This window comes from Brevundimonas sp. (genome assembly GCF_035999125.1).
Taxonomy (GTDB): domain Bacteria; phylum Pseudomonadota; class Alphaproteobacteria; order Caulobacterales; family Caulobacteraceae; genus Brevundimonas.
In genome coordinates this window covers 102,620-118,884 of the sequence record NZ_DASYGX010000013.1, presented here as the reverse complement: position 1 = coordinate 118,884, position 16,265 = coordinate 102,620, and the positions used below count along the sequence as shown (strand labels likewise).

Below are 16,265 nucleotides of genomic sequence, written 5' to 3'. Positions count from 1 at the left end.
GAGGCAAGCGCCCGAACTCGCCCCGCTGTGCGAAAGCCGCCCGCGATCGGTGCATAACCCTGTGCATATCTGTGGACGGACGGAATTCGCGACGCGGATTCAGCAGCTTGGGTTGTCCACACGTTTTGCTCTCTCGGGCGTCAAAGGAGGCCCCACGACCGCACGACTCTTGACCAGCGAGAAAAAGTTGGATGCCTTCTACCCAAGGTTCGAGAAGCGGGGGCAAGCTCTGTCGCAGAAAGACAAATGGCCGTGGATGGAAGCCCGGCGTGAGCCTTCCGTTCGAGCTGAGGGCGACGTGCAGGGGGCGGCGACGTTCCTGAAGCTGGATGATGCAGGGGTGTCCCGCATCGGCGACCTGCTGTGCGCGGGAGTGCCCGAGTGCGACGGCGTGCCACCCGTGTGGGAGGCGGAAGACGGCGGCTGGAGGATGACCCTCCGTGCCGACGAGGTCGTATTGTCGCTGTTCTTCGTTCGAGATGAGGCCGGGCGTCTGGCGGTCGGCTTCGAGATGTTGGTCCTGCCGGGGCGCCTCCAGGCGAAGGGGCTGCTGCGCGCCGCCTTGCGTAACGCGGCGCTGGTGTTCGACGAGTTGAGCGTGGACTATTGCTCGGCCTATGCGAATTTCGACGTGGGCGGCTACGCTTGGGCCAAGTTGGGGGCTGCGCCTCTGTTCCCGGATACGTGCCGAACGGATCTTCTCGCTCGCTTGGACGCACTGACGGAGAAGGGCCAGTTCGATCTCACGCAGCGAGCGCGGCTTGAATTCCTGGTGCGAGAGTCGCCATCTGACTCGCTGATGCACGAGGTCGCGCATGCGACCGACGCCACAGGAAAGCCTTTGGGCAAGGTTTTGCTCCTAGGATACAAGTGGGACGCGCTATGGCGGATCGACGATTCGGAGCATCGGGCCAGGGTCATGGAAGCGCTGAAATGAGTGGAGTTCCCTATCGCGCCGCGCGCCGCTTTGAGATGCCGGTCGGCTACGTCGACGCGGTCGGGGCCGGTGAAGAAGGCATCAACTGGCGGCCCAAGCTCCTGCCGGAGCCGCCTGAAGGCAAGCCGGCGACCAAGTCCGAACTGGTCAGCGAGGCGGCCAGCAGGTCCGGATTGACGCGATCGGACGTCGACAAGGCTTACAATGCCCTTGTGGCGGTCATGCTCGATCACCTCGCCAGCGGCGGGAAGCTCCGCGTGGACAAGCTCGGTACATTCACCGTGATGGTGAAGCCTCCCGTGGATCGCGCGCTCCAGCGGCAAGCCCGGTTCAAACAACGACGCATGGCCGCCCGAAAAACCGGGGCCGTTCGGTTCGCGCCGGCCGCGGCGCTTCGGCAGGCCATAACCGAGCATGATGAGGCCTAGTCGGAGGCTTCACCCCGCCGGCGCCGCCTTCTTTTCCTCGATGTCCAGCCAGTCGGCCTCGGCCTGCTCCAGATCGGCGCGGGCCTTTTCGGCGGCCCTCATGGCGCGGTCGAAGGCGGCGGGGTCGCGCGCGTAGAGGTCGGGGTCGGCCAGCGTCGCCTCGTGGCGGGCGATCTCGGCCGGGAGGGTTTCCATCAGGCGCTCGACCTCTTCGAGGCGACGGGCGTCCTTGTAGGAGAGCTTCTTGGGAGGGATGCGGGATGAGGGACCAGGGATGAGGGGCGACGCAGCTGGCTTGGTGGCCTCATCCCTCTTCCCCAGTCCCTCATCCCTCGAGAGGAACCCCGGATTCTGGCGGAGGAAGTCGGTCCAGCCGCCGGGGGTCTCGACCAAATCGCCGCGGCCGTTCAGCGCGATGGTGGAGGTGGCCAGGCGGTCCACGAAGTCGCGGTCGTGGCTGACCAGGATCAGGGTGCCGTCGTAGCCCTCGAGCAGCTCCTCCAGCTTGTCGAGCGTGTCCATGTCGAGATCGTTGGTGGGTTCGTCCAGCACCAGCAGGTTGGCGGGCTTGGCCAGGGCGCGGGCCAGCAGCAGGCGGTTCCGCTCTCCGCCCGAGAGGGTGGAGATGGGTTGCTTCAGCTGCGACTCCTGGAACAGGAAGTCCTTGGCGTAGGCGGCGACGTGTTTGGAGTGGCCGCGCACCAGGATGCTGTCGCCGCCGCCGGGCGTCAGCGCGTCCCACAGGGTCATGTCGGACTTCAGGCCCTCGCGCGACTGGTCGAGGTAGACGGGGTCGAGGTTGGCGCCGAGGCGGATCGAGCCCGCGTCGGCGGGCAGTTCGCCCAGCAGCAGCTTGACCAGGGTCGTCTTGCCCGCGCCGTTCGGCCCGACGACGGCCAGGCGGTCGCCGCGCATGACGCGGGTGGTGAAGGGCTTGAGGACGACGCGGTCGCCGAAGCCCTTGGACACGCCCTTCAGCTCGGCCACCAGCTTGCCGGAGGCGGCGCCGCTGTCGACGCCGAGATGGAGGTCGCGCGGCAGATCCTTGACCCGTTCGGCGCGGTCGGCGCGCATGGCGTCCAGGGCGCGGGCGCGGCCCTCGTTGCGGGTGCGCTGGGCGGTGATGGAGCGGTAGAAGGTGTAGGTCTCGGCCTCGATCTTCTTCGTCAGGCGGCGCAAGGATTCCGCCTCCTCGTCCATGACCTTGGCGGCCCAGTCGTCGAAGGCCTTGAAGCCCTTGTCCAGCGTGCGGACGCGGCGGTGCTCCAGCCAGTGCACGCGGTCGGTGACGCGGTTCAGGAAGGCGCGGTCGTGGCTGACGACCAGCACGGCGAAGCGGGCCTGCAGCAGCTCGTTCTCCAGCAGTTCGATGGCCAGGACGTCGAGGTGGTTGGTCGGCTCGTCCAGCAGGAGCAGGTCAGGCGCCTCGGCGAAGGCCTTGGCCAGCGCGGCGCGGCGGGTCTCGCCGCCCGACAGGTTCACGGCGGGCTTGGCGGGGTCGAGGCCGAAGGTGGTCAGCCAGGCCTCGGCGTCCCAGCGCTCGGCGGCGCCGGAGGCGGCGTAGTCCAGGAGCGTGTCGCCGATGATGTCCGGCTCTTGCGGCACGTGGGCGAAGCGCGTCCCGGCCTGGACGGAGCGGTCGCCGGCGTCGGGCTCGATCAGGCCCATGACCAGCTTCATCAGGGTGGATTTGCCCGCGCCGTTGCGGCCGACGAGCGCGGCCCGGCTGCGCGGCTCGATGGCCAGATCGACGCCGTCGAACAGCGGGCGCGGTCCGTCCTGCAGACGGACGTCCTTGAGGGCGACGAGAGGCGGGCGGGCGGCCATGGCGCGGGGACTTAGGCGATGAGTGACCGATAAGCCAGCCGCCAGCTTGTTCCCGATTTGGGAACAGTGTAGGGTGCGCCCATGAACGTGGTGGCGCGCCGCACACTTCAAGCCTTCTGGATGCGGCATCCTCGCGCGAAGGGGCCGTTGATCGCCTGGTACGACCATGTCCGTGCGGCGCGATGGGAAACGCCGCAGGATGTTCGAAACGACTTCAACTCGGCCGATTTCGTGGGTGACGGCAGGATCATCTTCGACATCGGCGGCAACAACTACCGGCTGGTGGCGCGCGTCTCCTTCACCTTCAAGCAGGTGCTGGTGAAGTTCGTGGGCGCCCACGCCGACTACGACAGGATCGATCCGGAGACTGTATGATGACGGAGCTGCACATCATTCGAGACGACGCGCAGTACGACGCCTATCTGGCCGAGTATGAGGGCTTCTTCGACCATGAACCCGCGCGGGGAAGCGCGGAGGCGGACCGGTTCGAGACGCTGGGCCTGCTGCTGGCCCGGTATGAGGAGGAGCGATTTCCATTGGACCCGCCGGACCCGGTCGAGGCCATCCGTTTCGCCATGGAGCGCAAGGGCATGGGGCAGTCCGATCTGGCGACCCTGATCGGATCGCGCTCGCGGGCGTCGGAAATTCTGAACCGCCGGCGCGAGCTGACGCTGGAGCAGATGCGGCTGTTGAACGGCGTCTGGGGAATCCCCAGCCAGGCGCTGCTCGGATCGATCGCCGCCGCGTGACTTTCTGGGAAACCAAGCGGCTGGACGAGATGACGCCCGCGGAGTGGGAGAGCCTGTGCGACGGATGCGGGCTGTGCTGTCTGGTGCGGTTCGAGGACGAGGACACCGGGGAGGTGATCCCGACCAAGGTGCACTGCCGCCTGTTCGATCCGGCCGCCTGCCGGTGCTCGGACTATGCGAACCGCAAACGGCACGTGCCGGACTGCATCCAGCTGGCGCCGGGGAACATCGAGGCGCTGGAGTGGATGCCCAAGAGCTGCGCCTATCGCCGGCTGCACGAGGGGCGGGATCTGGCGTGGTGGCATCCGCTGGTCAGCGGAGATCCCGAGACGGTGCATGCGGCGGGGGTTTCCATCCGTAATCAGACGGTGTCGGAGGACACGTTGGCGGAGGAGGAGGACGCGCTGGACCTGGAGGCGCCGGAGTGGCTGGCGGAGCGGGGACGGGGGCCGCCGCCGCGGCGCTAACCATTTGTCAGCGATGAACGATTAACCGTGCTCTCCTTGCCAGGAGCCCGCGGTGCCGAGACGAGAAGCCTTCGATCGCCTGACGGACCTGGCCGCCGCCATGTTCGACGCGCCCATCGCGCTGATCACCGTGCTTGAGGACGATCGCCAGTGGTTCCGGTCGAACCATGGCTTCGCGGGCGATGGGACGACGCGGGGGGAATCGTTCTGCGCCCATGCGGCGGAACTGGGCGAAGGCGCCGTCATGGTGGTCGAGGACGCCGTGCGCGACCCCCGTTTCGTCGACAATCGCCTGGTCACCGAAGAAGGGGTGCGGTTCTATGCCGGAGGGGTGATCACGACGGCCGACGGACGCCAGGACGGCGCGGTGTGCGTGATCGACACCAAGCCGCGAGGGCCCTTGAGCGAGGCGGAGACGCAAGGCCTGAGGCTGTTGGCGCGAATGGCCGCCATTCAGATCGAAGCGTCGCGCGCCGAGCGCGTCCGGGCCGAGAGGGTGGAGACGCTGAAGCTGGCCGAGTCCATGGCCGGCGTGGGCAACTGGCGGCTGGACGTGGAGACCGGCGAGGTGACGTGGTCGGCGGAAGTCTTCCGCATTCACGGCCTGAAGCCGGGGGAGGTGGATCCGACCGCCTACAGCGCCGTGGGGCGCTACCATCCCGAGGATCAGGCCGAAATCCGAAAGCTGGTCCAGAGAGCGATCGCCACGGGCGAGGGATACGACGCGCGGCTGAGGCTGTATCGCGGCGACGGCGAAGAGCGGGTGACGCGCGCCAAGGCTCAGGTCGGCCGAGACGCCGAAGGGCGGATCACGACCCTGTTCGGCGTTTTCCAGGACATCACCGAACAGGTGCGCGACCGCGAGCGGCTCGTGGAGAGCGAGGCCCTGTTCCGCCTGATGGCCGAAACCTCCACCGACGTGGTGGCGCGGTTCGACACGAAGGGTCGGTTCCTGTTCGTGTCCCCTTCCGCAAAGACGGTGCTGGGGCGCGACCCCGCCGAGATGATCGGCAAGGACTGCACCGGCGTCATTCCGGAAGACGACCTGGCGGAAGTTCGACGGAGGCTGACGGACTACGTCGCGGCCGGTCCCGAGGCGCCGGCGCCGCGATACGAGTACCGGGCGCTGAAGGCGGACGGCACGCCGATCTGGTTGGAGGCCACGCCGCGGGCGATCCGTGACGACGCCGGGCGGCTGGTCGAGTTCCATGACTGCGTCAGGGACGTGACGGCCCGGAAGACGGCGGAGCGCGCCCAGCGGGAGTTGGTGGAGACGCTGAGCCTGGCCGAGGATCTGGCCGGGTTGGGGTGCTGGCGTCTGGACGTGGGGACGGGCCAGGTTCGATGGTCGGATCAGGTCTATCGCATCCACGGCGTGACGCCCCAGACGTTCGATCCCAGCCTGGACGACGCGGTCGCCTTCTATCACCCGGACGACCGTCAGGCGGTGCGCGACTGGTGCGCCGAGGCGATCGGGACGGGAGAGAGCGGCGAGTTCAAGCTGAGGCTGATCCGCGCCGACGGCCAGGAGCGGATCGTCGTGTCCCAATGCCGGCCGCAGCGCGACGAACACGGGCGTACGACGGCCCTGTTCGGCGTGTTCCAGGACGTCACGGATCGGGTCCGGGCCGAGGAGGCGCTGAGCGCCAGCGAGGCGCGGTACCGGCTGATGGCGGACCACGCCACGGACGTGATCGCCACCTACGGCATGGACGGGGTGTTCACCTATCTGTCGCCGTCGATCGTCGCCCTGGTGGGGCATGCGCCGGAGGACATGGTCGGGCGCAAATTCTCGGACTTCATGCACCCGGAAGACGTGGCGGCCGTGCAGGCGGCGTTCGGAGTCTATGTGGCCGCGGGACCGGACGCCCAGCCGCCGCGGGTGCGCTATCGGGCGACGCGAAAGGACGGCCAAGAAGTCTGGCTGGAGGCCCATCCCAAGGTCATCCGCGACGCGGCGGGACGGCCGATCGAGTTCCAGGATCTGGTGCGCGACGTCACCGAGACCAAGCGGCTGGAGGAACAGCTGCTGGAGGCGCGCGACGTGGCCGAGGCCGGGGCGCGGGCCAAGACGGAGTTCCTGGCCAACATGAGCCATGAACTGCGCACCCCCCTGACCAGCGTGGTCGGGTTCGCGGGGCTGTTGCAGGAGGCGGGGGACCGGCTGGGTCCGAGGGAGCGGCTGTACGCCGACCGGATCGCCACGGCGAGCCAGGCGCTGCTGAGCGTGATCAACGACATCCTGGACTATTCCAAGCTGGAGGCCGACCGGGTCGATCTGGACCCGCATCCGTTCGATCCGCGGGCCCTGGCGCGGGGCGCCGCCGGCATCGTCGAGAGCCAGTGCGCGGCCAAGGGGATCGGGCTGGCGGTGATCGTCGATCCGGACCTGCCGGACGCCCTGATGGGCGACGAGGGGCGGCTGCGGCAGGTGACGCTGAACTTCCTCTCGAATGCGGCGAAATTCACGGGAACGGGCGGAATTCGGCTGGAAGTCGGGCGGGCCGGGGACCGGCTGAGGGTGGCGGTCGCGGACACCGGCATCGGCGTCGCGCCGGACAAGATCGCCGCCCTGTTCGAGCGGTTCACCCAGGCCGACGCCTCGACGACGCGGACCTATGGCGGGACGGGGCTGGGGCTGGCGATCAGCCGGCGGCTGATCGAGATGATGGGCGGGGAGATCGGCGCCGAAAGCCGCCCGGGCGCGGGCTCGACCTTCTGGTTCGAGATTCCGCTGATCGAGGCCGAGGGCGCGGTCGCGGCGAGCGCTTCGGAGGCGGTGGACGCCCCGACGGCGATGAAGGTGCTGATGGCCGACGACGCCCCGGCCAACCGCGAGCTGGTGACGGCGATCCTGGGCGGCATGGGCGTGGCGATCGAGACGGTCGAGAACGGCGCCCTGGCGGTCGAGGCCGCGCGGACGGGCAGTTACGACGTCATCCTGATGGACGTGCACATGCCGGTGATGGACGGGCTGGACGCGACGCGGGCGATCCGCGCCATGGACGGACCCGCAGGACGGACGCCGATCGTCGCGCTGACGGCCAACGTCCAGCCGGAACAGGTGGCCGCGTGCCGGGCGTCGGGCATGGACGCCCACGTGGGCAAGCCGATCCAGGTGGCCGAGCTGCTGCGCACCATGGCGGCGGTGACGGCCAAGACGGACGACGGGGACGAGGCGGCCGCCAGAAGCGTCGGCTGACCCCGCGCAACTGTGACGACGAGATCCAGATAGTCATTACAGATCAATAACTTGGCCGAAAACTTCTCCGACTTTCCGACGTGGGTGCGCTCGGACGGTAGATTTGCGTCATGGCCGGAAAAGGAAATGAAGCGAACGAGCGGGCGAGGGCACTCACCGCCGCGCTGAACAGCATCATCGACAAAGGCGTGGAAGCGCTGGCCGACCTGGAGGTCGGCAAGGGCGACGTGGCGGCGGTGGACCGCCTGGCGCGCTGCGTGGCCAATCTGGCGCGCGCGGGCAGGGCGATCTGGACGCTGACGCCGGACGTCGAGGAGGACGAGGCGGAAAAGGGCGACGACGACGGTGGAAGCGAACCCGACGACCCGGAGGAATTGGAACGACTTCATCGCGAACTCTGGGAACGGGTCGAAGATGTACGATCCGCCGTGGAGTCCAGACGACGAGAAGGATGGACCATCAGCCCAAGACAGCCGCCGGCATCTGGCGGCGATGCGGAAGCCTTCCCGACAACAGTTTGAGCCCGAGGGGGACTGGTCGACCTGGGTGCTTCTGGGCGGGCGGGGATCGGGAAAGACGTTCGCCGGCGCCCACTGGCTGATGCGACAGGCGGAGATGGGGGGCCGTACCCTGGCCCTGATCGGGCCGACGCTGCACGACGTGCGCGAAGTGATGGTCGAAGGGCCGTCGGGCGTGAAGGCGATGTGGAGAGGCGAGGAGCCGCCTCACTGGGAGGCCAGCCGACGGCGGCTGGTGTTTCCGGGCGGGAGCGTGGCCTATGCCTTTTCGGCGGAGGATCCGGACAGTCTGAGGGGGCCGCAGTTCCATGCGGCCTGGGCCGACGAGCTGTGCGCCTGGCGCCGGCCGGACGAGGTGCTGGCCAATCTGAGGATGGGGCTGAGGCTGGGCGACCGGCCGCGGCTGACGGTGACGACGACGCCCCGGCCGATCGCGGCCCTGAGGCGGCTGCTGGCGGAGCCGGCGCTGGTGAAGACCACATCGCCGACGTCGGCCAATGCGGCCAATCTGTCGCCGGGCTTTCTGGACCATCTGAGGTCGCTGTACGGCGGCACGCGGCTGGAGGCGCAGGAGCTGGAGGGGATCGTCGTCGAGAGCGACGGGGCCCTGTTCCGGCTGGAGGATCTGAGGGCGGCGCGCGGCGCGCGTCCGGCCCGGCTGGACCGGGTGGTCGTGGCGGTCGATCCGCCGGCGACCGCGCACGGGGACGCGTGCGGCGTGGTGGCGGTCGGCCGGCGCGACGACAAGGCCTATGTGCTGGAAGACGCCACGGTGCGGGGCCGCTCGCCGGCCGGTTGGGCGCGGCACGTCGCGGCCGTGGCGGCGCGCCACAAGGCCGCGACCGTGGTGGCGGAAGCCAACCAGGGCGGGGAGATGGTGCGCACGCTTCTGGCCCAGGCGGGATGCGGCGCGACGATCCGCACGGTCTGGGCGCGCAGCGCGAAGCGCCTGCGGGCCGAGCCTGTGGCGGCCCTGTATGAGCAGGGTCGGGTCGTCCACTGCGGCGCGTTTCCGGCCCTGGAAGAAGAGATGATGGCGCTGGGAGAAGGAGGCGCGAGCCCCGACCGCGCCGACGCCCTGGTATGGGCGATCACCGACCTGTTGCTGGACCGCAAGACGCCGAGACCGCGCGTCCGCGTGGTGTGACCAAAATGCCGACATGAAAGAGTTGCGGGGAACGCATTAACTCGCGCCACATTGATCACCATATATCACGGTGATAGGCCGTCCGCATGGCCAAGCCGCAACCTTGGAACCCTGCCGATGCCACGAGAGCGATCAATGCCTGCGCGAAAAGCGATGAACTGACGCTGCATTTCCAAATCCATGCCCGTGAGCGACTGGAAGAGCGCGACCTGACGACGGTCGATGTCCTTCATGTGCTCAAGTTTGGGTTCGTCCATGATGACCCCGTTCAGTCGGATCACGGACACTGGAAGTATGCGGTGGACGCCAAGACGCCGAACAGCGACGGCCGGACGGTCAGAGTGATCGTCGTCGTCTGTAAAATGGACATCAAATTGATTTCAGTGATGTGGAGAGACGAAACGTGACCGACCCCTTCGAGAACGCCTACCGGTACACCGAGTGCGGCCTCGACAACGTGTTCCTGCGCGACCTGCCGGTCTGCAAGGACATGGCGGGCGAGGAGACGATCTCGATTCCGTACATCAACCAACTGCATCAGGTGATCCGCCTGGGGCTGGCCCTGAAGGAAACGGGGCTGGACCCCAAGGAGCTTCGGTTCCTGAGGAGCGAACTGGGCATGACCCAAGCCGAACTGGCCGACATCCTGCACAAGGACGCCCAGACGGTGGGGCGCTGGGAGCGTGGCGAAACGCCCATCGATTCCGGACTGGAGACGCTGGTGCGGCTGATGACGCTCGAGAGCCTGGGCCAGGACGCGTCGGTCAAAGAAATCGCCGGCAAAAGCGTGTCTTCCGCCTCCCCGGCGCCGCACATCATCGATGCCTCGGACCCCAAGAACTACAGGCTTCTGGCCGCCTGAGCCCGCCCACAAGTCGATGCTGGAAAGCCGGTCCTTTGGGCCGGCTTTTCTCGTTGGGGTGCGCCACGCCGAACTCGATCGGTTCCAAAACAACAAGGAGACGAGATGACCGACGCCCATGCCCACAGGGCGCCGAGCGCGCAAGCGCCGGCGCGGCGCGCCGCGGCGGTGACGCCGGACGACGCGGCCGACCTGACGCAGATCGCCAAGGCGCTGTACCTCGGCGTGGGGGGCGACCTGCGGGTCGTCCCGGCCGACGGCGGGGCGGCGGTGACGCTGACGAACCACGCGCCCGGCTATGCGCCGGTTCAGGTGCGGCGGGTGCTGGCGACGGGGACGACCGCGGGACAGATCGTGGCGCTGTTCGACTGATGGGGGCGGTGGACCTGGGGCTGGGCGTCGCCGGAAGGGCGGCGTCCGGAGGCGCGCTGCTGGACTTCGCGCGCGCGAGCTTTCGCGTCGACGGCGGCTGGAGCGCCGATCCGACGGCTGTGGGGCGCGTGGGGTTCGCCCGGTCCACGGCGGCCTGGCTGGCGACGCCGGAGGGACTGGAGGCCTTCGGCCCGGACGCGCCGCGATGGGACGCGGACGGGATTCTGATCGAGGGGCCGGCGACCAATCTGCTGCGGCACAGCGCGGATCTGACGGCCGGGTCATGGACGCCGGCGGTCAACGGAGACGGAGTCACGCCGGTGCGCGGCGTCTCGCCCGTTCCGGGGCCGGACGGCGTCGCCGGGGCGACGCGGCTGACGCTGGACCGGGGACCGGTCGACGAGGGCGGGCACCTGAGCATGGTGTTCCATGAGCCGTTCACGGTCATGGCCGGGGCGACGCACACGGCGTCGTTCTGGGCCCGCGCCGAGACGTCGGGGACGATTCTGATGCGGCATGTGGGGGCCGCGGCCTATGCCGCGTTCGAGGTGGACGGCGTCTGGCGCAGGTTTTCCTCCGCCTCGGTCGCCGCGTCCGGCACGGCGTCGCTGGAGATCGGGCTGAGGGGCGGGTTCGGGGCGTCGCGGAGCCTGGCCGTCGACGTGTGGAACGTGCAGTGCGAGGCCGGGGCGGCGTCTTCGGACGTCGTGACGGGCGCGGCCTCCGCGACCCGCGGCGCGGACCAGCTGACCCTGACGGGCGGGTCGGGCGCGCGGGGCACGGTGCGGATCGACTGGGCGGCGGAGGCCCACCGGCCGGGGCGCCGGACGCTGGCGTCGAGCGGCGGCGCGGCGGTGCTGGAGCTGGTGGACGGCGTGCCGACCGCGACGATCGGCGGGGTCTCGCTGGTCGCGGGAGGTGCGGCGGCGTCGGGCACGACCGTTCGGACCGCCGTGGCGTGGGAGCCGGGGCGGATCGCCCTGGCGGTGGACGGCGTCGTGGTCACAGTCGCCGCGACGGCTCCGGAAATCGGGGATCTGGAGATCGGCGCCCGAGGCGGGGCGGACCCGCTGAACGGGCGCGCGCTGAGGATCGAGCGCCTGGACTGGGCGGCGTCGGACGCCGCGCTGGCCGCCGTGACGAGCTGAGGAGACGACGATGTTCGACTGGATGCGGCCTCGGCCGCCCGAGACGAAGGCGAGCCGGACGGGGGCGGTGATGGCCCTGACCGGGGCGGGGCGGCCGCGGTGGACGCCGCGGGACTATGCCCATCTGGCGTCGGAGGGGTTCGGCAGGAACGCCGTGGCCTATCGCTGCGTGCGGATGACGGCGGAGGCGGCGGCGTCGACGCCGCTGAGCGTGTTCCGCGACGGGGTGCGCGCGGAAGCGGACGATCCGGTCGCGCGGTTGCTGGACAAACCGAACGCGGAACAGTCGGGCGTGGAGTTCCTGGAGGGCCTGCACGCCCAGCTGCAGACGGCGGGCAACGCCTATGTGGAAGCCGTCGGAGACGAGGAACCTGAGGAGCTGTGGGCGTTGCGGCCCGACCGGGTGAAGGTCGTGCCGGGGCGCGGCGGATGGGTTGAGGCGTGGGAATACTCCGTCGACGGACGGTCCGTGCGGATCGCGCGGGCGGCCGACGGCTGGGCGCCGGTGATGCATCTGAAGCTGTTTCACCCGACCGACGACCACTATGGGTTTTCGCCGCTGGAAGCGGCGGCCTTCGCCATCGACGTGCACAATGCGTCGGGGGCGTGGAACAAGGCGCTGCTGGACAATGCGGCGCGGCCGAGCGGTGCGCTGGTGTTCGGCGCCGGCGACGGGGAGCGGCTGACGGCAGAGCAGTTCGACGCCCTGAAGGCCGAGATGGCCGAGGCGCACATGGGGGCGGTGAACGCCGGGCGGCCGCTGCTGCTGGAGGGCGGGCTGGACTGGAAGCCCATGAGCTGGACGCCCGCCGACATGGACTTCATCGCCGGCAAGCACGCGGCGGCGCGGGAGATCGCCCTGGCGTTCGGCGTGCCGCCGCAGCTGTTGGGCATCCCCGGCGACGCGACCTACGCCAACTATCGCGAGGCCAACCAGGCCTTCTGGCGCGGGACGGTGGTTCCGCTGGTGCGGAAGACGGCGGCGGCGCTGACCGGGTGGCTGGGCGGCCGGTTTTCGGGTCTGCGGGTCGCGCCCGATCTGGACCAGGTCCCGGCGCTGTCGGGCGAGCGCGACGCCCTGTGGGCGCGGCTGGAGGCGGCGAGCTTCCTGACGCCGGAGGAGCGGCGGGCCATGGCGGGGCTGGGGGCATGAGCGAGGGGCGCAGGTGGCCGGTGGCGCTGATCAGCGCGCTGGCGGTGCAGACGGTCGGCGGGCTGGTGTGGGCCGGCGGGGCGGCGGCGCGGATCGGGGCGCTGGAGCAGCGCGTCGACGAGCAACGGCTGGTGGCCGAGCGGCTGGCCCGGCTGGAGGAACAGGGCGCGGCGACGCGGCAGGCGCTGGAGCGGATCGAGCGGAGGCTGGAGGGATGAGGACACGATGGATCGCCTTCTCCCCTCGCGGGAGAAGGTGGCTCGCGGAGCGAGACGGATGAGGGGGCTGGTGGAGACGCGCGCGCCGTCGTCCGATCCGCATCGGACAGCCCCCTCATCCGAGCGGCTCCGCCGCCCACCTTCTCCCACGAGGGGAGAAGGGTTCGAGATCATGGGCCATGCCTCGCTGTTCGGGGTGGCGGACCTGAACGGGGACGTGGTGGCGAAGGGCGCGTTCGCGGCCGGCCTGGCGAAGGGCGGGCCGGGCGCGGTGAAGATGCTGCACCAGCACGAGGGTCGCGCGCCGGTCGGCGTCTGGGACGAGGTGCGCGAGGACGAGCTGGGCCTGTTCGTCCGGGGCCGGATCATCGACTGGTCGCCCGAGGCGCGGTTCGCGCGGGCGCTGAGCCGGGCGGGGGCGATGGACGGGCTGTCGATCGGGTTCCGCAGCGTGCGGGCGCGGCGCGAGGGGCGGCTGCGGGTGCTGGTGGAGGTGGACCTGTGGGAAGTGTCGCTGGTGACGTTTCCGATGCTTCCGGGAGCGAGGTTCAGGCCGGAAAGAGATTACGGCTCGACGCGACAAGAGCTGAGTCAGGCCGGGACGTAGAAGCCCCAGACGCCGTTCGACAGCTCGCCGGCGGCGAAGCGCACCGCGTTGGGCGGCTCTCCGATTTCATAGACGTCGTAGCGGTGCCGCTGGGACCGATGGGCGGGATGCGGAAGTTCGACCGAGAGGCGTACCGGACGCCACTGGTGCTGCCAGACCGGCAGCCCGGATATCGTCACCCCGTCGCCCTCGACGCCGACGTGGATGGAGCGCCAGCGGATGGAGGCGGACGCATCCTTGGCCCGAAAGGTCTTCCTGAACGGCCACATGGTCAGGCCCTCCGCGCGCTGAGGGCACGGGCGATCGTTTCGACGGCGGACTTTTTGAGGGCCAGGCGGGCGATCCAGAAGACGAGGATGCCGGCGACGACGACCGGGATGTCCGTCGCCAGGGTCAGGGCGCCGAACACGAGGATGCAGAGGACGACCACGCCGATGCGGACGCTGGTCAGATCCTCGGCGGTCGGCTCGGTGGGGTGAAGGGGCGGACCCTGGGGTAGGGCGCCGGGGCCGAAGACCAGGGCGCCGGCGACCTCCAGGGGCGTCTGCGGCGGGCGTAGGGCCTTGGTCTTCCGCTTGCCGAGCAGGGCGTCGAAGGCGGAGTCGAGCGCAGGCGGGTCGTAGGCGGGCTGCGGCGGCGGCGCAGGCGGCGGGTCGGGATTGGCCTGAAGCTTTCTGAGCGGGCTGCTCTCGCGGATGGCCTCGGCGCGGTCGCGGAGGTCGTAGGGGACCGGGCGCCCGTCGGGGCGGAGCGCGAAGACCTGGTCGACGACGTCGCCGGTGAGGGTCACGCGCGAGAGGTCCTGGCCGTAGGCGTCGCCGTGGAGGGCGATCAGGCGGCCGTTCACGAACTCGGCCTGGAAGGCGATCGGGTGTTCGAGGTGGTCGATCTGGACGTGGATCGTGCCGAGGCGGCCGTGGGTGGTCTCGGGCGGGTTCGGGCGGCGACGGTCGACGATGGTCTCGGTCAGGAAGACCGGGCCCTGGACGCGGCGCTGGCCGGGCAGGCTCTCGGCGATCTGGCCGGCGAGGTCGGGGGCGACGGCCGACAGCTCCCAGGCGAGGCCGTCCAGCGCGGCGCGTTCGAGAGGGGTGAAGGCGTCGCGCATCGACGCACCCTAACCGCGAAACGCGGGGATTGAGAAGGCGGCTCGGGCGACCGGGCGTCAGGACGGTGAGGGCAGCCCCTCACCCTTTCGCGCGGCCGATCGCCCCGAGGGGCTCTCGGGCGCTCAAGCCCTCTCCCGCCGGGAGAGGGAACTCAGACTGGAGCACAGATGAAAGAGACCAAGCAGGTCTCGGGTTCGCCCGAGGCGGGGAATGCGCTGCACGCGGTGATGGCGGCGTTTGACGCGTTCAGGGACGCGAACGACCAGCGGCTGGCGGAGATCGAGCGGAAGGCGGCGGCGGACGTGCTGCTGGAGGAGAAGGTGGCGCGGATCGACGCGGCGGTGGCCGGGGCGCAGGCGCGGCTGGATCGGGTGGTGTCGGAGAGCCGGCGGCCAAGCGTCTCCGACGGAGACGCCCCCTCCTGGCCGCTGCGCGGCCGGTCCTCCCCGTCGGCCTTCGCCGACGGAGAGGTGAAGGGGTTTTCGGACTACATGCGGTCGGGGTTCGGGCTGGAGGTGAAGGCGGGGCTGAGCAGCGCGTCGAACTCGGCCGGGCACGTCGTGCCGGAGCAGACCGAGCGGGCGATCGAGCGGCGGCTGATGGCGGCGTCGCCGATGCGCGAAATCGCGACGGTGCGGACGGTGGCGTCCGGGACATTCAAGAAGCCGGTGTCGATCGCGGGAATCGAGGCGGGCTGGGTGGCCGAGACGGCGGCGCGGCCGGAGACGGATCCGGCGACGCTGGCCCTGTTGGAGTTCCCGTCGGCCGATCTGTACGCCTGCCCGGCGGCGACGCAGGCGCTGCTGGACGACGCGCTGGTGGACCTGGACGACTGGCTGGCCGGCGAGGTGGAGGACGCCTTCGCCGCGCAGGAGACGCAGGCCTTCGTGGCCGGCGACGGGGTCAACAAGCCGAAGGGCTTTCTGGCCTATGACGCCGTGGCGGACGTCTCGGCCACCTGGGGGCAGGTGGGCTACGTCGCGTCGGGCGCGGCGGGCGCCTTCGCCGCCTTCAGCCCGGTGGATCGGCTGATCGACCTGATCTATGCGCCCAAGGCCCAGTATCGGCCGAACGGGCGCTTCGTGATGAACCGCAAGACGGTGTCGGCCGTGCGCAAGTTCAAGGACGCGGACGGGAACTACGTCTGGCAGCCGGCGGGGCGGCCGGGGGAGACGGCGAGCCTGCTGGGCTATCCGGTGACCGAGATCGAGACCATGCCGGACGTGACGGCGAACAGTCTGTCGATCGCGTTCGGCGACTTCCAGAAGGGCTATCTGATCGTCGACCGGGCGGGCGTCCGGGTGCTGAGGGACCCGTACTCGGCCAAGCCGTATGTGCTGTTCTACACCACCAAGCGCGTGGGCGGCGGGGTGCAGAACTTCGACGCGATCAAGGTGATGAAGTTCGCCGCGACGTAGTCGCGCCGAACAGGGCTTAGTGAGGAGGGCTTAGGGCTTAGGGAAGATGCGGGGCCGTCTAAGCCCTAACTCCTAAGACCTAAGCCCTCGTTTTCCAGACAAT

19 protein-coding genes are annotated in these 16,265 nt (G+C 69.7%); 16 read left to right on the top strand and 3 right to left on the bottom strand.

Translation table 11 applies throughout. The features are described 5' to 3' along the window. The first annotated feature begins 169 nt into the window (after positions 1-169). Entirely contained in the window at positions 170-937 is a 768-nt protein-coding gene (locus tag VGN45_RS11865) for a hypothetical protein (RefSeq protein ID WP_327462695.1), read from the top strand. Between the two features lie 35 nt (positions 938-972). Beyond that, complete coding sequence (locus tag VGN45_RS11860) at positions 973-1,365, top strand: HU family DNA-binding protein (RefSeq protein WP_327462694.1); 393 nt, start codon at positions 973-975, stop codon at positions 1,363-1,365. A 9-nt stretch (positions 1,366-1,374) separates the two neighbouring features. Here VGN45_RS11860 and VGN45_RS11855 read toward each other — a convergent pair whose 3' ends face one another. Beyond that, the gene (locus VGN45_RS11855) at positions 1,375-3,192 is read right to left on the bottom strand and encodes an ABC-F family ATP-binding cassette domain-containing protein (RefSeq protein ID WP_327462692.1); all 1,818 of its coding nucleotides are present in this window, start codon (positions 3,190-3,192) and stop codon (positions 1,375-1,377) included. Positions 3,193-3,312: 120 nt separating this feature from the next. On the opposite strand from VGN45_RS11855, the gene VGN45_RS11850 reads away from it, so the two are divergent. The 13 genes from VGN45_RS11850 (at position 3,313) to VGN45_RS11790 (ending at position 13,635) form a co-directional block, all read left to right on the top strand. Continuing rightward, a complete protein-coding gene (locus VGN45_RS11850; protein ID WP_327462690.1) occupies positions 3,313-3,567 on the top strand; it encodes a type II toxin-antitoxin system HigB family toxin in 255 nt (84 codons plus the stop codon). Beyond that, positions 3,567-3,941, top strand: coding sequence for a transcriptional regulator (locus VGN45_RS11845; RefSeq protein WP_327462688.1), 375 nt, complete (start codon positions 3,567-3,569; stop codon positions 3,939-3,941). The genes VGN45_RS11850 and VGN45_RS11845 overlap by 1 nt, the downstream gene beginning before the upstream one ends. A 29-nt stretch (positions 3,942-3,970) precedes the next feature. Continuing rightward, entirely contained in the window at positions 3,971-4,408 is a 438-nt protein-coding gene (locus VGN45_RS11840) for a YcgN family cysteine cluster protein (protein WP_327462948.1), read from the top strand. Between the two features lie 52 nt (positions 4,409-4,460). Beyond that, positions 4,461-7,610 (top strand): PAS domain S-box protein, encoded by a 3,150-nt coding sequence (locus VGN45_RS11835; protein WP_327462686.1) that lies wholly within the window; start codon positions 4,461-4,463, stop codon positions 7,608-7,610. A gap of 110 nt (positions 7,611-7,720) precedes the next feature. Next, positions 7,721-8,131: a hypothetical protein gene (locus tag VGN45_RS11830; RefSeq protein WP_327462684.1), complete on the top strand. Its 411-nt coding sequence runs from the start codon at positions 7,721-7,723 to the stop codon at positions 8,129-8,131. Continuing rightward, complete coding sequence (locus tag VGN45_RS11825; RefSeq protein WP_327462682.1) at positions 8,103-9,275, top strand: DNA-packaging protein; 1,173 nt, start codon at positions 8,103-8,105, stop codon at positions 9,273-9,275. The genes VGN45_RS11830 and VGN45_RS11825 overlap by 29 nt, the downstream gene beginning before the upstream one ends. An 86-nt stretch (positions 9,276-9,361) precedes the next feature. Continuing rightward, positions 9,362-9,682, top strand: coding sequence for a DUF4258 domain-containing protein (locus VGN45_RS11820; protein ID WP_327462680.1), 321 nt, complete (start codon positions 9,362-9,364; stop codon positions 9,680-9,682). Beyond that, positions 9,679-10,137 (top strand): helix-turn-helix domain-containing protein, encoded by a 459-nt coding sequence (locus VGN45_RS11815; RefSeq protein ID WP_327462678.1) that lies wholly within the window; start codon positions 9,679-9,681, stop codon positions 10,135-10,137. The genes VGN45_RS11820 and VGN45_RS11815 overlap by 4 nt, the downstream gene beginning before the upstream one ends. A gap of 105 nt (positions 10,138-10,242) precedes the next feature. After that, on the top strand, positions 10,243-10,509 hold the full coding sequence (locus VGN45_RS11810; RefSeq protein ID WP_327462676.1) for a spike base protein, RCAP_Rcc01079 family: 267 nt from the start codon (positions 10,243-10,245) through the stop codon (positions 10,507-10,509). Continuing rightward, positions 10,509-11,657: a phage head spike fiber domain-containing protein gene (locus VGN45_RS11805; protein WP_327462674.1), complete on the top strand. Its 1,149-nt coding sequence runs from the start codon at positions 10,509-10,511 to the stop codon at positions 11,655-11,657. The genes VGN45_RS11810 and VGN45_RS11805 overlap by 1 nt, the downstream gene beginning before the upstream one ends. A 10-nt stretch (positions 11,658-11,667) precedes the next feature. Continuing rightward, positions 11,668-12,810, top strand: a complete 1,143-nt coding sequence (locus VGN45_RS11800; protein WP_327462672.1) for a phage portal protein — start codon at positions 11,668-11,670, stop codon at positions 12,808-12,810. Beyond that, entirely contained in the window at positions 12,807-13,028 is a 222-nt protein-coding gene (locus VGN45_RS11795) for a hypothetical protein (RefSeq protein WP_327462670.1), read from the top strand. Before VGN45_RS11800 ends, VGN45_RS11795 begins: the two co-directional genes overlap by 4 nt. 172 nt (positions 13,029-13,200) lie before the next feature. Beyond that, positions 13,201-13,635, top strand: coding sequence for an HK97 family phage prohead protease (locus VGN45_RS11790; RefSeq protein ID WP_327462668.1), 435 nt, complete (start codon positions 13,201-13,203; stop codon positions 13,633-13,635). Here VGN45_RS11790 and VGN45_RS11785 read toward each other — a convergent pair. After that, a complete protein-coding gene (locus tag VGN45_RS11785) occupies positions 13,620-13,904 on the bottom strand; it encodes a hypothetical protein (RefSeq protein ID WP_327462666.1) in 285 nt (94 codons plus the stop codon). The genes VGN45_RS11790 and VGN45_RS11785 overlap by 16 nt on opposite strands. A gap of 2 nt (positions 13,905-13,906) precedes the next feature. Next, on the bottom strand, positions 13,907-14,743 hold the full coding sequence (locus VGN45_RS11780) for a hypothetical protein (protein WP_327462664.1): 837 nt from the start codon (positions 14,741-14,743) through the stop codon (positions 13,907-13,909). 168 nt (positions 14,744-14,911) lie between these two features. Here VGN45_RS11780 and VGN45_RS11775 point away from each other — a divergent pair, with 168 nt between their 5' ends. Continuing rightward, positions 14,912-16,162: a phage major capsid protein gene (locus VGN45_RS11775; protein WP_327462662.1), complete on the top strand. Its 1,251-nt coding sequence runs from the start codon at positions 14,912-14,914 to the stop codon at positions 16,160-16,162. Positions 16,163-16,265 lie beyond the last annotated feature (103 nt).

Bases quoted from the DNA above. Each gene is read 5' to 3' on its own strand.
- VGN45_RS11860 (WP_327462694.1), top strand. From the start codon at position 973: ATGCCGGTCGGCTACGTCGACGCGGTCGGGGCCGGTGAAGAAGGCATC.
- VGN45_RS11855 (WP_327462692.1), bottom strand. From the start codon at position 3,192: ATGGCCGCCCGCCCGCCTCTCGTCGCCCTCAAGGACGTCCGTCTGCAG.
- VGN45_RS11850 (WP_327462690.1), top strand. From the start codon at position 3,313: ATGCGGCATCCTCGCGCGAAGGGGCCGTTGATCGCCTGGTACGACCAT.
- VGN45_RS11845 (WP_327462688.1), top strand. From the start codon at position 3,567: ATGACGGAGCTGCACATCATTCGAGACGACGCGCAGTACGACGCCTAT.
- VGN45_RS11840 (WP_327462948.1), top strand. From the start codon at position 3,971: ATGACGCCCGCGGAGTGGGAGAGCCTGTGCGACGGATGCGGGCTGTGC.
- VGN45_RS11830 (WP_327462684.1), top strand. From the start codon at position 7,721: ATGGCCGGAAAAGGAAATGAAGCGAACGAGCGGGCGAGGGCACTCACC.
- VGN45_RS11825 (WP_327462682.1), top strand. From the start codon at position 8,103: ATGCGGAAGCCTTCCCGACAACAGTTTGAGCCCGAGGGGGACTGGTCG.
- VGN45_RS11820 (WP_327462680.1), top strand. From the start codon at position 9,362: ATGGCCAAGCCGCAACCTTGGAACCCTGCCGATGCCACGAGAGCGATC.
- VGN45_RS11810 (WP_327462676.1), top strand. From the start codon at position 10,243: ATGACCGACGCCCATGCCCACAGGGCGCCGAGCGCGCAAGCGCCGGCG.
- VGN45_RS11805 (WP_327462674.1), top strand. From the start codon at position 10,509: ATGGGGGCGGTGGACCTGGGGCTGGGCGTCGCCGGAAGGGCGGCGTCC.
- VGN45_RS11800 (WP_327462672.1), top strand. From the start codon at position 11,668: ATGTTCGACTGGATGCGGCCTCGGCCGCCCGAGACGAAGGCGAGCCGG.
- VGN45_RS11795 (WP_327462670.1), top strand. From the start codon at position 12,807: ATGAGCGAGGGGCGCAGGTGGCCGGTGGCGCTGATCAGCGCGCTGGCG.
- VGN45_RS11790 (WP_327462668.1), top strand. From the start codon at position 13,201: ATGGGCCATGCCTCGCTGTTCGGGGTGGCGGACCTGAACGGGGACGTG.
- VGN45_RS11785 (WP_327462666.1), bottom strand. From the start codon at position 13,904: ATGTGGCCGTTCAGGAAGACCTTTCGGGCCAAGGATGCGTCCGCCTCC.
- VGN45_RS11780 (WP_327462664.1), bottom strand. From the start codon at position 14,743: ATGCGCGACGCCTTCACCCCTCTCGAACGCGCCGCGCTGGACGGCCTC.
- VGN45_RS11775 (WP_327462662.1), top strand. From the start codon at position 14,912: ATGAAAGAGACCAAGCAGGTCTCGGGTTCGCCCGAGGCGGGGAATGCG.